Genomic DNA, 14,751 nt, shown 5'->3' on the forward strand with positions numbered 1-14,751 from the left:
AATTTTTCTTTCCATATATAATTATTGCTGATCACATACTTTTGTATCATTCACTACTGAAGTTCCTTCAACGGTTACCGTATGAAAACAATCATTCACTCGAACTGTCACAACATTATCTTGCCGATCAATGATATGATATTCATTAAAATTTTTATTCAGAGCACTGCGAATTTGTTCTCCTTCATAAATTGGGATGCCATGCGATAGAACCCAAATAAGTCCAGCGATAGCAAGAATTGTTTTCATACGATCTACCTCCTTGGGAATATAGTGAACTTTTCATCCATGCTTTTTCAGCTCTACGAATCCTGATTGTAATAAACCAAGCCTTTTGGAAATAAGTTCATTTCGTCTATTTTATGTTTATGCTAATTGTGACCGAATTGTGACAACTTTTTGTCTCTTTAGACGAAAAGTTGAAACAAAACTTTCAAAAAGGACAATTCTACATATTAAAAAGGTTATGGAATGTCTCATCCATAACCTTTTTAAGCTCAATTCTACAACTCATCCACCATACTTCATGTGATCTTTGTAGACTTGTTTTATTTTCATTCAGTGGCATCAAAGCAAAACTTCGAAAATACTTCCCACACAAGTTCATTTCTGCTACTTACCCCAGTCTTTTCAAAAATGGATTTTAAATGATCTTGTACCGTGTATATAGATATACAAAATTCTTGGGCTAATTCCTTTGTCGACATACCTGTAAGAATTTTACGTATTACTTGCTTCTCACGCATTGTAAAACTATAAGTTTCCATAATAAGTGGAAAAATCTCTTCCGGTCTTGCTCTTTCGAATAGAACAATATAACCATCTTGAAAACTACTTGTATGTTCTAACTTACTAGCCCGAATGATTAAAAAATGGCCATAGGCTAAAGGTAGACAAACTTTTTCTTCTCTATTCATACACCCTACATTATACTCGTTAGCCTTTACTTTTGAACAAACTGCACGTATTGGTCTTGGTATTTCTTTTATATTTAACTGTTCATACTTTCTAAGATTTGAAAGCCACTCGCTGCCATCTTGATTCCAATATAATACATTAAATTCCTCACTTACTATAATCGTGCCTGTGCCTGTGCCTATCACCTTCTCTTCTGAAAAAGGTATAGGAACTGCCTTCTTTAAAGCCTCTCCAGCAATTGGGACTATCGTTGCTAAGTACTTACAATCATCGATATGAAACGCGGGACTTGTACTTCCTCGAAATAAACTAAGATGGCCATAACATTTTCCCTTACTCATACAAACGCCCCTTAATTCATCTCCAAAATTTGCTGGTTTTAAAATATTTCGGTATCTCGAACTTTTCTTTTGTTCACCATTTGTCGCCATACTTAGAGAAGCAACATGAGGAGAGTGTTCTGTTAAACATTTAAATTTATTAAAATCATCTTCTAAAAATTCATTCATAAACAATTGTGGATGAATCTTTTCAACACTCTCATCGGTAAATGCCCCAGTAGATAAAAAAGAAATCGGGTCTATAGTTGTAAAACAAGCGGCGTCAAAATCAATGACTTTACGTATCAAGTGGAGAAATGAATCTTGAAATGACCTTATAGAACTTATATGATTCGCCACCATTGTAATTTCTTTCATTGTTTTTTCATGCATCCTCTTCCCCCCCAGATTTACGGGATTGTTCCCCTTCATAATTTCATTTCATAATAAACCTATAAAACACATACTTAGGAGGTTTAAAATGAATTGGAATGATACTACCGTAAATTCATATGAACAAAGAATTCCATGTAAAATCCCAGGCTACTACCACTTATATGAAATGATGAATCATTTCTTGTTTACTACACTCCCTAAAGAAAATATCAATCCCAATTTGCTAGTTATAGGTGCTGGTGGCGGACAAGAAATTCTCTCAATAGGCAAACAAAATAGTAATTTATATTTTACAGGTGTCGATCCATCTGAAAGCATGCTACAGTTAGCTAAAAAAAGAATTAACAACGAAGGCATACAAAATCATGTTCATCTTGTACATGGAACTATCCACACATTATTACCAAATCAGTTATTTGACGCTGCCACCTGTATGCTTGTCCTGCACTTCATTCCAACTAATAAGGAGAAAAAAGAACTTATTAATGACATCAGTAGTCGCCTAAAGCCTGGTGCGCCATTCTTTCTCTCTTCAATAAATGGTGTGCCCCATACGAGTATGTTTTCTACACAATTACATGCTTGGCGCAACCATATGATGCAAAATCAAATTCCATTAGAAGATTGGGACCGATTTGAAAATTCTTTTGAAACAGAAATATTCCCTATTTCCGAAGCTAATTTATTAACTATCATGAAGGAATGTGACTTTACTCAAATGACTCGCTTTTTCACTAGTTTTTTAATTGATGGATACATTGCCTTTAAACAATAAGGAAAAAAGGTAAGCAATTGCTTACCTTTTTTCCTATACGTAACTAATAAACCTCAATCCTTTACTTAAAGACGTCGGCACAACAGATGCATGATTCTCCCCTTCAGCTTCATAAAACTTAAATTTAAGTTTATCGTGGTTTACTTGGAGAAGGCGCTCTGATAATTCATTTGCACCTACAACCATATGCTCTCGTTCAAGTGATCCAACTGTAAGGAACACTCCTGTTTCAAACTTAGCATTGTTTAATTCAATTATAAGGTTCTCTTCTTTTTCAAGAACGGATTTATTATTCCACCATATAGATGGACTACTAATAAAATAATTTTGAAAAGCATTCAAGTTTGTAAATAGTATATGCAAAGCGAATAGGCCACCTAAAGAATGCCCAAATAAAGTTTGCTTACCTTTATCAATCTCAAAATTCTTTTCAATTTGTGGTTTCAGTTCTTCTTCAATAAAAGTAAAGAAATTATGTGCTCCTCCTGTTTTAGGCCACGGTTTACCGTCTGGTTTTAAAGGGGCATCTTTTGAAATTACGCTAGGCGTAAAATCATAGCACCTTTCTTCCCCTGAAAATGCGCCTTCAATCGGATAACCCACTCCAACTATAACAGCTGGTGAAACACCAGTTTTTTCCGCTCTTACTGATTGTATTTTAACTGCTTCATGAAATGTTTGAAAAAAGGCATTGCCATCTAATACGTAAATGACAGGATATCCTGAATCCGGTGCTGGTTGCCTCGGCTTTGAAATATGAATTTGATATTCCTTACCTTCTAATTTTGAATACATTTTCCACTGCTCTGTATTAGATGTTATAATCTGCTGTTTTTCAATTGTAGTATTCACCCTATCCCCCCCTTTTAACTTGTTACATATATTTCAATTTTTTCTTCTTGAGATACAACGCTATCATAACCGAAACAAACAGGAGCCCCGTTATACGGATCAATCATGACACGTGCATCAATATGAAATACTTCTTTTAACACTTCATTTGTAATGATTTCTTCTGGGCTACCAGTTGTAACAATTTCTCCTTCCTTCATTGCAATAATTTCATCTGAAAACCTTGCTGCATGGTTAATATCATGTAATACCATAACAACCGTACAATTATGTTCTTTATTTAACTTCTCCACAATTTGTAATACATCTAATTGATGAGACATATCAAGGTATGTAGTTGGCTCATCTAATAGCAACACTTCTGTCTCTTGTGCTAATGCCATCGCTAGCCACACCTTTTGTCTTTGACCACCTGATAAATTTGCAATTTGTCTCGTTCGAAATTCAGAAGTTTTCGTTATATCTAATGCCCAATCAATCATTTCTTTATCTTTTGTTGTTAACTTATTTACGTTATTTCGATGTGGATAGCGTCCATAAGAAATTAATTCTTCCACTTTAAGCTCACCTGGTGCAATTGGAGTTTGCGGGAGTAAAGCTAACTGCTTCGCAATTTCTTTCGTTGGAATTGTATGTAAATCCTGTCCTTGCAAATATACTTTACCGCTTTTTTGTTTTAAAATTCTTCCCATTGTTTTTAACAATGTCGATTTACCGCAACCGTTTGGACCTATAATTGTCGTTACTTTTCCTTCTTGTATTTCCACATTTAAATCGCGAAACACTGTAAGCTTTTCATAACTTGTTTCTAAATTTTTTGCACTTAAAATACTCACTTTTATTCCTCCTCTTACGCTTTCGCCTTATAAAGTAAATATAAGAAATACGGTACACCGACAATAGAAATAACGATTCCAACTGGTAGCTCTACAGGTGTAAAAACTGTTTTCGCAATAAAGTCTGAAGCAATTACAAGAAACATTCCGATTACGCCGCACGTAGGAATTATATACTTATGTTGAATACCGACAAGCCTTTTCGCTATATGCGGTGCCATTAGGCCAATAAAACCGATACTCCCTGAAACAGCAACACATGCGCTCACAAGCCCGATACTACTTAATAGTAAAATCGATTTCTCTCTTTCTACTGAAACACCTAAACTTGTAATACTCGTTTCTTCCAATTGAAATAAATCTAATAAATAAGCTTTCTTTTGTATAAGCGGAATTAAGATAATAAGCCATGGTAACATAGCCACAATATACTTCCAGTTTGCACTATATATGCTTCCAGACACCCACACTGCGGCCATTTCAAAATCAGTTGACTTCATTTTGAGTGATAAGTACATAGAAAAGGCTCCAAATCCTGATCCAATTGCAATCCCTGTTAATAAAAGTCGCTGCGAATCTAATTTACCGTTTTTCCAAGAAAACAGATAAATGATGATAGCTGCACCTAATCCGCCTACTAAACCAAACATTGGCATCATCATAATAGAAACCCAGTCTGTGCTTTTTAATTGCCCTTGAAAGAAAAACATAAAAATGACAATCGCTGTTCCTGCTCCGGCATTTACGCCTAAAATACCTGGGTCCGCCAACCCATTTCTCGTAATCCCTTGAATAACGGCACCCGCAACACCAAGGCCTAATCCTACTAATCCAGCAATTACGATGCGCGGAAGGCGAAACTCAAAAATAACTAAATCATGTTCTGGTACTGGATCAATTCTAAACAGTGTTTTAAATACATCTGTAATCGTAATATCGAACGTACCATTTGTTAAACTAATATAAATAGCACATAGTATTAAAAATATAATAATCCCCATCGTCATTCCGAAACGTTGACTTGAACTTTTAGGCATGTCTCTCTCCTCCTCTAGTACGGATTAAATAAAGGAAGAAAGGAATTCCAATTAAAGAGGTAACGACTCCAATAGGTGTTTCAAATGGATAGTTTACAAATCTACTCAAAACGTCACATAACGCTAAGAAAACGCCACCAATAACACCTGCACATGGCAAAATCCACTTATAATCTACCCCAATTATAAAGCGGGTAATGTGCGGAATAATTAAACCTACAAAACCAACTTTCCCCACTAAAGCAACTGCTGTTCCTGTTAAGAAAATTACCGATAAAATTGCCATCGCTTTAACTAGTTTTGTACGTTGCCCTAAATTAATAGAAACCTCTTCGCCTAATGAAAGAATGGTAATAGATTTTGATATTAACAGTGCTAAAATTATTCCAATTATCCCAAACGGTATCGTGATTTTAATGATATTAGGATCTACTTGATCTAACTTTGCATTAAACCAAAAACTAACATTTTGAGAAATTTGGAAATACGAAGCCATTGCAGCCGATACACTACTTAAAAATGTTCCAATAACTGTTCCTATAATCGCTAACCTAACTGGTGATAAGCCATTTTGAAGGAGCGAACCAAAACCAAACACGATACCGGCTCCTAGTGCAGAACCAATCATTGAACATAAAACCATACCAATTGATGACATTCCCGGAAGAAAAATCATGCTAAGTGTAATAACAAAGGCAGCGCCATCCGTCACACCCATAATAGAAGGGGATGCAAGATAGTTTCTTGTCATCCCCTGCATAAGTGCTCCTGATATGGCTAGAAATGCTCCGACTAAAAGAGCTGCAACTACCCTTGGTAAACGTGAAGTAATAATAATATTATGATTTACATCGCTTGAATCAAAATGAAATAATGCGTTCCACACTGTTTCAGCGTCAATACTTTTTGCCCCATACAAAATCGAAAGTATAACTGTAAATAAGATGAGTATGGGTGCTATACATAATATAGTTACTGGTACTGCATTTGTTTTCTGCATATCATTCAACGCACCTTACTTATTGTATTATTTAGATAAATTTTTCACTGCTTCTTTTAAGAATGCTGTTTTACTCCAAGCTGTACCACCTTGTGCCATTGGGTCTACAACATTTACAAATACTTTCTTTTCTTTCGCAGCGTTCATACTTTGCCAAATTGGATTATTTTCAATATCTTCTAGCACTTTCGGTTTATTATTTTCACTTGCTTCGTATTGCAAGAAGATATAATCAGGATTAACTTCAGCTAATTTTTCTAAAGAAATTTTTTCTTGTGCTTTTACCGTTTTAAGTTGTTCTGGAGCAGTTAGTCCAAGATCTTTATAAATTACAGGGTTAAAGTATACTCCTTCTGGGTATAGGAATAAGTCATTTGCTCTTAGTCTAATGACAAGTACTTTTTTATCTTTTAACTTATCTCCTAGTTTTGCTTTTGCTTTTTCAGCGTCCGAATTGTAGTCTTTAATAATTTTTTCTGCTTTATCTTTTTTACCAGTTAATTCTCCCATTAACTTTAAGTTATCTTCCCAATTTGTTGAAACGTGTGATACCGGGAATGTAGGAGCTACTTTCGTAAACTTTTCAGCTGTTTCTGCTGGGAATTTCGTACTTGATGTAATAACGTCTGGTTTTAATTGAAGTAATGTTTCGAAATTTGGTTCCATTTTCTCACCAACAGATTTCGCACCTTCTAAATCTTTCTCAAGATACTTCGGTAATTTACCACCAACAGTAATGGCACCAACTGGTTTAATTCCAAGTACTGCCGCATCTTCCATTGACTCTAAACTAGCTGTCGCAATTTTATCTACTTTTGCTGGCACTGTATATTCTTTACCTAAATATGTAATTTTACGTTTTTCATCTTTTTTCGTTTCCGTAGCTTTTGTCTGTTGTTTTTGCTCGCCTGAAGTTTTATCCGCACTATTACATGCCGCTAAACCTACACTTAAAACTGTAACCATCCCTAATGTAAATAACTTCTTATTCATCTTTATATATCTCCTCTCGAATTTTCCAAACTATATTCTCAATAAAATTTAACTATATGAAACTTGTCTTACATATATATTTCATTAGATTAATAATTCTATCCAGAACTCATTCTCGTTCACTTCCCCTAAGCTATAATTCTTTTATACCTCATCCATTGATAATATTTTTCATTGATAATGATTATCGTTACTAAGTATATATTTAATATGCAATTATTTCAAGAAAGATTTGAAAAATTTTAACAAACTGAATTAAAAAAGAAGTATCCGCCTAATGTTAGATGGATACTTCTTTTTTTAGAAATTTATATGTAATTCAACTGGACAATGGTCAGATCCCATTACTTCACTATTAATTTTCGCTTCTGTTATTTGGTCTTTCATTCTTTCCGAAACAACAAAATAATCTAAACGCCATCCGATATTTTTCGCTCTCGCGCCCATACGATACGACCACCACGAATATGCACCTTCTTGATTAGGATAAAGATAACGATACGTATCAACAAATCCTTCTTCTAAAATACATGTGAATTTCTCTCGTTCCTCATCAGAGAATCCAGGGTTTTTACGATTACTTTTTGGATTTTTTAAATCGATTTCTTTATGAGCAACATTTAAGTCTCCACAAAAAATTACTGGTTTTTTCTCATCTAATCGTTTGATATAGGACCTGAAATCATCTTCCCATTTCATTCTGTAATCTAATCGTTCTAATCCACGTTTTGAATTTGGTGTATATAACGTTATCATGTAAAAATCTTCGAATTCTAAAGTAATAAGTCGCCCTTCTTGGTCATGCTCTTCAATGCCTAAACCATATGTAACTGAAAGCGGTTCTTTTTTCGAAAAAATAGCAGTTCCTGAATATCCTTTTTTCACAGCATAGTTCCAGTATGTATAATATCCCTCTAGATTTAAATCAATTTGCCCTTCTTGTAATTTAATCTCTTGTAGACAAAATATATCAGCACTTGATTCCTCAAGATATTCCAAAAATCCACCTTTCGCGATAACTGCTCGCAAACCATTTACATTCCATGAAATTAACTTCACTTTTAGCCCTCCTCTTGATGTTTATTTCCAAATTTCATGCTATCACAAAATAGAAAAACAATCATATTTTCACCTTTGTAATCTTGCTCTTACATTTATGAATACATACATACGGACTTTATTCAGGTTATACTAATTTCTGAGGTGATGTTCTTTGCACAATGAAGGAGTTATATTAACAAATGAGTATTGGCAAGCAATTATTCATAATGATTCTTCCTATGATAGCAAATTCTTTTATGCTGTGAAATCAACTGGAATCTTTTGCAGACCATCATGCAAATCAAGAATACCGAATAGAAACAATGTACGAATTTTTCATCATGCAGAGCAAGCATTAAGTGAAAACTTTCGCCCGTGCAAACGTTGTAAGCCAAACGGGATCACTTTACCTAATGAAGAGTGGGTAGAACAAATTAAAGACTATATCGAAAAGCATTATGACGAACCCTTAACTCTCGACATGCTTGCGGAAATGTGTCACGGTAGCCCTTTTCATTTACAGCGTACTTTCAAAAGAATAATAGGGCTAACTCCTATAGAATATATACAACAATTCAGGGTTCTTAAAGCAACCGAATACCTTTTACACACAAATCAATCTATTAAAGAAATTAGTACTGCTGTCGGGATAGAAAACCCAGAGTATTTCGCAACTTTATTTAAAAAGAAAACCGGATTTACTCCTACTGAATATCGAAAAAAGAACGAAATGAAAGGGGGATACGATAATGAATTCCTACAAAAATAATTATATATATTGGACGCTACTTACACATAAAAATTGGCGATTTCATATTGCTGCAACTGAAAATGGACTATGTTTCATTGGATCACAAGACGAAAACTTTGAAGAATTAAATATATGGGCTAGAAAAAAACTGCCCCAACATATATTGACCCATAGTCCAGATTACTTGCAAATATATACGCAAGAAGTTATCGAGTATTTAGAAAACAAGCGAGAAACTTTCACATTTCCTATCGATGCTTATGGAACTAATTTTCAATTATCTGTTTGGAATACGGTACGTGAAATTCCTTATGGAAAGACATATTCTTATACAGAAATTGCTGAAAGAATTCAAAAACCTAAAGCTGTGCGCGCCGTTGCTTCTGCTATTGCTGCTAACCCTCTTCTTATTACCATTCCTTGTCACCGCGTTATTGGGAAGAATGGGAAACTAACCGGATTTAGGGGCGGATTAGAAATGAAGAAAAAATTGCTTACATTAGAAAAGGTGCAGGTGGAATTCATATGACAACAGAATATAATAGCGCATTATCTATAGCAGTTCCAAAAGAATTTTGTTTCCAAGAAAATTTACGTTATCTATCACGTTCGAACAATGAATGTATGTTCCATATTGAAGATAACAAAATTTATAAAGTTATCCCTGTTCAAGATGTAAATCCTTTAGTTGAAATTAGTGTGAATACAGATGGAAATATTCAAATACGTTGTTTAGAAGAACCATATACATCTGAAAAATCGATACGTGAAGCTGTAGTTAACTATGTAAAAGAATGGTTTGATTTAACTACTGATTTAGCCCCATTTTATACATTAGCTAAACATGATTTACTCCTTCAAGGACCAATTGAACAATATTATGGCCTTCGTACTTTAGGCATTCCAGACTTATTTGAGGCACTTTCCTGGGGAATTATCGGTCAACAAATTAACTTAACATATGCTTATACGCTAAAAAGAAGATTAGTTGAGAAATTTGGAAGTTATGTAGAATGGGACGGTAGAAAACATTGGATATTCCCATCACCTGAAACAATTGCAAATCTACATGTAGAAGATCTCCAACAATTAAAAATGACGACTAGAAAATGTGAATATTTAATCGGTATTGCGAAGCTTATTACAGAGAGAAAACTATCAAAAGAGGATTTACTGCAAACACAAGATGTAAAGGTTGCTGAGAAACAATTAACCGCCATCCATGGTATAGGCCCCTGGACTGCCAACTATGTTTTAATGCGTTGTTTAAGATTTCCTTCAGCTTTTCCAATTGATGATGTCGGTCTCCATAATGCAATTAAATTTATAACAGGTTCCGAAAATAAACCGAATAAAAATGAAATAAAAGATTTCGCGGCAAACTGGGCTAATTGGGAGTCTTATGCGACTTTTTATTTATGGCGAGTACTATATTAAAAGAACCAAGTAGCACATTTGTACTACTTGGTTCTTTTTTACGCTTGCTCCTCAAAACGTCTTGCAATTTCCACAATAACTTGAACGGCTTTTTCCATAGTATCTACCGAAACATACTCAAATTTACCGTGATAGTTTTCACCACCAGTGAAAATATTCGGCGTCGGTAATCCCATATATGATAATTGTGATCCATCTGTGCCTCCGCGAATCGGATGAATATTTGGTTCAATGTCTAAACTTTTCATTGCTTCATATGCAATATCAACAATTTCTCTTACCGGTTCAATTTTTTCAAGCATGTTATAGTATTGATCATTCATTTCTAAAACGACTGCATCTTTCCCATACTTCTCTTGCATTTGTTTCACAATATTTTCAATGGTATTTTTACGTGTTTCAAAATTTTCACGATCAAAGTCTCGAACAATATAATACGCTTTACTTTGCTCAACATCACCATTTAAAGAGAGTAAATGATAGAACCCTTCGTATCCTTCAGTATACTCTGGTGCCTCTTCTACTGGTAAATGCCCGTTAAACTCCATAGCCAGTTTAGTTGCATTGCGCATTTTATTTTTCGCTGTTCCAGGATGTGTATTCGTTCCGTTAAACGTTAACTTAGCACCTGCAGCATTAAAACTTTCATACTCTAAACCACCTAATGGACCTCCATCCATCGTATAAGCGAATGATGCACCAAACGCTTCTACATCAAAATGCGCTGGCCCACGACCAATTTCTTCATCCGGTGTAAATGCTACTCTTATTTTCCCGTGCTTAATTTGCGGATTATGTATTAAATGGTTCATTGCAACCATAATTTCGGTAAGACCAGCTTTATCATCTGCTCCTAGCAGTGTTGTACCATCAGTTGTAATAATCGTATGTCCTTTATATGATGGTAATTCTGGGAACTGCTCTGGTGTTAACACAACATTTAGCTCTTCATTTAACGTAATTGCATTACCATCAAAATTTTCATGAATTTGTGGTTTGACGTTTTTCCCCGTAAAGTCTGTTGCCGTATCTAAATGAGCTAAAAATCCGATTACAGGAACATCCTTGTCCGTATTAGCTGGAAGTGTTGCCATTACATAGCCATTATCATCCATCGTTACTTCTGTTAACCCAATCTCTTTTAGCTCTTCCACTAATAACTTACCAAACTCAATTTGTCCTGGTGTTGTTGGTACTGTATGACTTTCTTCATTTGATTGCGTATCAATTTTTACATATCTCGTAAATCTTTCAATAAGTTCTTGTTTCAAGTTCATTCACTCCCTTTTATGTTTCTCCCTCCATTATAATCCTTAAAACGAAATATTTTAACTTTTTTGACTGTGAAGATGTATATTTCATTTACATTGTTAACACTTTTAAACGAATGATAAAAAGACATAATATTTGTACATTAAAACTGTAACAGGTAACATACATAATTATAAAATATGGGAGGTTGTAAAGATGAGGCTAACTCTCTTTCGCTATTTTCTTTTTTTCTTAGGATTAATTTTCTTTGGCCTTGGAAACGCTCTTGCAGTCAAAGTTAAATTTCTCGGCTTGCACCCTTGGGAAGTTTTAAATATGGCTCTCTACCAAAAGTTTGGATGGACCATCGGTACGTGGAGTGTCATATGTGGGTTATGTCTCGTTCTAATATCTTTACTAGTAGATCGAAAATATATAAATGTGGGGACATTTTTGAATGCACTACTTATCGGTCCCATTATGGACTTTTTCTTACAATCAAACATGCTTCCAGACGCTAGTAATTATTTATGGATAAACTTACTCATTTTATTTTCTGGTATTGCCATTACAGGTATCGGGGGAGGTATGTACGTTGCGGCTGGGATTGGCGCTGGACCCCGTGATGGATTCATGCTTACTATTTCAGACAAAACAGGACTTTCTATTAGCCGTGCTAGAATCATAGTAGAATGTATTGTACTAGTTATTGGATTTATGCTAGGAGGTCCTGTTTTCATCGTAACTTTTCTGTACACCTTTATTCAAAGTCCAATCTTTCAGCAATCATTTAAGATGTTTCAAACACTTTTACATACTTTACATGGCAAAAAGAAAATTAGTGAGCATATTTAAAGTACAGCTTAATACAAATAAATTCACCCTATTTACGACTCTCATCGCAAATAGGGTGTTTCTGTTTTTATCTCGCAATTTAAGAATATATACTACTCATTCACAATAAAAGTATATACATCATCATGAATACAGCCATTTACTTTAATCACATACTTCCCAGGTTTATTAAAACTAATTGTGTATTTATTTAACTGAATTGCTTCTTTATCTCCAGAAAGAATATCAATGCTTCTGCCACTTAATACATACAATTCATTTAGATTCATCGATACATCAATTGTATTGAAATTTTCCACTTTCACTTGCTGTGCTTCCGCAACGCTTACACTTGGTTCTAAAAACAGTAGTCCACTTAATCCAATCGTCCCCGCTAAAGCAACTCCCGCAAACTTTTTAATCTGTTTCATTACAATGACCTCCTTATAGATTTTGCGTAAAGGTAATGTCCTCCCTTACACCACAAAGCCTATATGTAATGAAATGAAAAGTAAACGGGGACTGTAAGACAAAATTCTACATCTTTTTCTCCTATTGAATATAAATCCAACGTTTGGAGTTTTGACACATTTAAAATTGTTTCCCTAAACCAATTCCCCAATAATTTATTCAAATACTGAATAATTACTTATTGATTTAACATTCTAAAAATAGTTGATAAAGATGCTTTCTATTCAAAAAAAGACTTTGCTATAAAAGTAACTTTTACAACAAAATCCATGCAACTAATTTTATTCCGCTTTCCATAATCTCTTTACATTCATTAATTGTTCTTCTTTAAACTCCATCTTATATATATCCGGTTTTGACGTATTCATTAAAAATTCAAAACCATATTGTTTATCAAAATAGTTCATCATTAATGTCATGACAAGCCCATGTGTACCAATTACAATTTTGCATCCTCGAAAATCCATTAAGATTTCTTTTAATACTTTCACTACTCTTCTCTGGCAATCTGCATATGACTCTCCTTCCGTTCGTGCAAAGTCCGGATTAGAGAACATCTTCTGTACAAGTGGATACACCTCTTTGTCTGATATAACCTGATCCTCACTTGAAAACATACACTCTTTAAGATTTTCATATACTACTATTTCTTTTTCATGGAAATTAGCTGACTCCTCTATCGTTAGCATAGCCCGATTATAAGGACTGGAAATAAAAGTATCAATCCTCTCCGCTTTTAATATGTCAGTTACTCCACGGGCATCCATATGTCCCCTCTCAGTTAATCCACGCATTCTTTCATTTCCTTCTAGTTTTGGTGATTCACCATGTCTAACCATATAAATATATGTGCTCATAATTTCTCCTTAAAATTTTTTATAAAGTGAAACTTTAATCAGCCCTCACTAATCGGGCTGCCCGGCAAATAGCGAGATAAGTTAATAAATCACGTTCATTTATCCCATTTCAACACTTAGGGGTAATACTAAAATACTTTATAAACTGTGCTGATTTGTTCGTCTAATCCATTCTCCTACTAAACTCTCAAATAATTCAGGCTGCTCAATTTGTAAATTATGCCCTGCCATATCTAACACTGCTAATGTTGCCCTTGGATATTCTTCAATAATTTCTATAATATTTTGATAACCTACTGATATATCTTGTCTTCCAGTCAGTAAAAGAACGGGATTTCCATATTTTTCATGCTGAAAATCCATAGTAAGAGAGTAATTCTTTTGCAACCTTTCAATAAATTCATAATTAGCAACATCTAACCCAGGCTTAATTTCTTCTTTAAATCGCGTATATGTATATTCATTTGCTATTACAGCTAACTCACAAAACTCCTCTCTTTCTGTGGAAGTGAGCGTATTTAAAAATTCCTCATCTTGTACAATTATCTGTTTATCTGAAAGAATCCTTTTTTCTGGCTCCGCTACAACAACAGGACATACTAATAGTAATCCGCTAACTCTCTCAAACATCTTTGCAAGTATACCTTTGGCTAAATAGCCTCCATATGATTCTCCTACCAATAAAAATTTTTCAGTACAAATGATTTCCTCAATAAATGTGATAAGCACATCTACTATACGATCTGAACTATTTATCCAATTTGGAGCATTCGATTTTCCCATTCCAGGTAAATCAATATATATTCGCTTATAACCTTCATATTTCTGAAATACTGATTCCATACATTTCATCATTAACCTATGGTCAGGAGCGCAGCCATGTATGATAATGACCGGTTTACCCTCCCCCACAATTTCATAGTATATTTCTGCATCTTTAATTCGATATATCATAAAAAACCTCCCTATTTAGTGGCAATAC

17 protein-coding genes are annotated in these 14,751 nt (G+C 34.3%); 5 read left to right on the forward strand and 12 right to left on the reverse strand.

Features of this window, described 5'->3' with window-relative positions; all coding sequences use genetic code 11:
* Nucleotides 1–21: 21 nt before the first annotated feature.
* Nucleotides 22–249, reverse strand: coding sequence for a hypothetical protein (locus N2V79_RS17890; RefSeq protein WP_000849103.1), 228 nt, complete (start codon nucleotides 247–249; stop codon nucleotides 22–24).
* Nucleotides 250–554: 305 nt separating this feature from the next.
* A complete protein-coding gene (locus N2V79_RS17895) occupies nucleotides 555–1,631 on the reverse strand; it encodes a helix-turn-helix transcriptional regulator (protein ID WP_340720122.1) in 1,077 nt (358 codons plus the stop codon).
* An 88-nt stretch (nucleotides 1,632–1,719) separates the two neighbouring features.
* Here N2V79_RS17895 and N2V79_RS17900 point away from each other — a divergent pair, with 88 nt between their 5' ends.
* Nucleotides 1,720–2,409: a class I SAM-dependent methyltransferase gene (locus tag N2V79_RS17900; protein ID WP_001104345.1), complete on the forward strand. Its 690-nt coding sequence runs from the start codon at nucleotides 1,720–1,722 to the stop codon at nucleotides 2,407–2,409.
* A 33-nt stretch (nucleotides 2,410–2,442) separates the two neighbouring features.
* Here N2V79_RS17900 and N2V79_RS17905 read toward each other — a convergent pair whose 3' ends face one another.
* The 6 genes from N2V79_RS17905 to N2V79_RS17930 all read right to left on the reverse strand — a co-directional run bounded on the left by N2V79_RS17905 (nucleotide 2,443) and on the right by N2V79_RS17930 (nucleotide 8,186).
* Nucleotides 2,443–3,261, reverse strand: a complete 819-nt coding sequence (locus tag N2V79_RS17905; RefSeq protein WP_327886909.1) for an alpha/beta hydrolase — start codon at nucleotides 3,259–3,261, stop codon at nucleotides 2,443–2,445.
* Between the two features lie 14 nt (nucleotides 3,262–3,275).
* Nucleotides 3,276–4,097, reverse strand: coding sequence for an ABC transporter ATP-binding protein (locus N2V79_RS17910; RefSeq protein ID WP_000025764.1), 822 nt, complete (start codon nucleotides 4,095–4,097; stop codon nucleotides 3,276–3,278).
* A 14-nt stretch (nucleotides 4,098–4,111) separates the two neighbouring features.
* Nucleotides 4,112–5,134 (reverse strand): FecCD family ABC transporter permease, encoded by a 1,023-nt coding sequence (locus N2V79_RS17915; RefSeq protein WP_023522806.1) that lies wholly within the window; start codon nucleotides 5,132–5,134, stop codon nucleotides 4,112–4,114.
* Nucleotides 5,127–6,134, reverse strand: a complete 1,008-nt coding sequence (locus N2V79_RS17920) for a FecCD family ABC transporter permease (protein WP_001173064.1) — start codon at nucleotides 6,132–6,134, stop codon at nucleotides 5,127–5,129. Before N2V79_RS17920 ends, N2V79_RS17915 begins: the two co-directional genes overlap by 8 nt.
* A gap of 27 nt (nucleotides 6,135–6,161) precedes the next feature.
* Entirely contained in the window at nucleotides 6,162–7,127 is a 966-nt protein-coding gene (locus N2V79_RS17925; protein WP_001035498.1) for an iron-hydroxamate ABC transporter substrate-binding protein, read from the reverse strand.
* A 300-nt stretch (nucleotides 7,128–7,427) separates the two neighbouring features.
* Nucleotides 7,428–8,186 carry an exodeoxyribonuclease III gene (locus tag N2V79_RS17930; protein WP_000767622.1) on the reverse strand — a complete coding sequence of 253 codons (759 nt, stop codon included), beginning with the start codon at nucleotides 8,184–8,186 and terminating at the stop codon, nucleotides 7,428–7,430.
* A 154-nt stretch (nucleotides 8,187–8,340) separates the two neighbouring features.
* Here N2V79_RS17930 and N2V79_RS17935 point away from each other — a divergent pair, with 154 nt between their 5' ends.
* The 3 genes from N2V79_RS17935 to N2V79_RS17945 are packed head-to-tail and all read left to right on the forward strand — an operon-like array spanning nucleotide 8,341 to nucleotide 10,356.
* Nucleotides 8,341–8,937, forward strand: a complete 597-nt coding sequence (locus tag N2V79_RS17935) for a bifunctional transcriptional activator/DNA repair enzyme AdaA (RefSeq protein WP_053563784.1) — start codon at nucleotides 8,341–8,343, stop codon at nucleotides 8,935–8,937.
* Nucleotides 8,918–9,448 (forward strand): methylated-DNA--[protein]-cysteine S-methyltransferase, encoded by a 531-nt coding sequence (locus N2V79_RS17940; protein WP_053563783.1) that lies wholly within the window; start codon nucleotides 8,918–8,920, stop codon nucleotides 9,446–9,448. Before N2V79_RS17935 ends, N2V79_RS17940 begins: the two co-directional genes overlap by 20 nt.
* Nucleotides 9,445–10,356 (forward strand): DNA glycosylase, encoded by a 912-nt coding sequence (locus N2V79_RS17945; RefSeq protein WP_053563782.1) that lies wholly within the window; start codon nucleotides 9,445–9,447, stop codon nucleotides 10,354–10,356. The genes N2V79_RS17940 and N2V79_RS17945 overlap by 4 nt, the downstream gene beginning before the upstream one ends.
* 38 nt (nucleotides 10,357–10,394) lie before the next feature.
* On the opposite strand, the gene pepT is transcribed toward N2V79_RS17945, so the two are convergent.
* The gene (gene pepT, locus N2V79_RS17950) at nucleotides 10,395–11,627 is read right to left on the reverse strand and encodes a peptidase T (protein WP_053565479.1); all 1,233 of its coding nucleotides are present in this window, start codon (nucleotides 11,625–11,627) and stop codon (nucleotides 10,395–10,397) included.
* 196 nt (nucleotides 11,628–11,823) lie between these two features.
* Between pepT and N2V79_RS17955 the strand changes: the two genes are divergently transcribed.
* The gene (locus tag N2V79_RS17955; protein WP_001241256.1) at nucleotides 11,824–12,462 is read left to right on the forward strand and encodes a YczE/YyaS/YitT family protein; all 639 of its coding nucleotides are present in this window, start codon (nucleotides 11,824–11,826) and stop codon (nucleotides 12,460–12,462) included.
* A 92-nt stretch (nucleotides 12,463–12,554) separates the two neighbouring features.
* Here N2V79_RS17955 and N2V79_RS17960 read toward each other — a convergent pair whose 3' ends face one another.
* The 3 genes from N2V79_RS17960 to N2V79_RS17970 all read right to left on the reverse strand — a co-directional run bounded on the left by N2V79_RS17960 (nucleotide 12,555) and on the right by N2V79_RS17970 (nucleotide 14,723).
* A complete protein-coding gene (locus N2V79_RS17960; RefSeq protein WP_053563781.1) occupies nucleotides 12,555–12,872 on the reverse strand; it encodes a hypothetical protein in 318 nt (105 codons plus the stop codon).
* A gap of 321 nt (nucleotides 12,873–13,193) precedes the next feature.
* Complete coding sequence (locus N2V79_RS17965; protein ID WP_053563780.1) at nucleotides 13,194–13,769, reverse strand: histidine phosphatase family protein; 576 nt, start codon at nucleotides 13,767–13,769, stop codon at nucleotides 13,194–13,196.
* A gap of 138 nt (nucleotides 13,770–13,907) precedes the next feature.
* Nucleotides 13,908–14,723: an alpha/beta fold hydrolase gene (locus N2V79_RS17970; protein WP_340720123.1), complete on the reverse strand. Its 816-nt coding sequence runs from the start codon at nucleotides 14,721–14,723 to the stop codon at nucleotides 13,908–13,910.
* Nucleotides 14,724–14,751 lie beyond the last annotated feature (28 nt).

The organism is Bacillus sp. CH_70 (assembly GCF_038007045.1).
Lineage (GTDB): Bacteria > Bacillota > Bacilli > Bacillales > Bacillaceae_G > Bacillus_A > Bacillus_A cereus.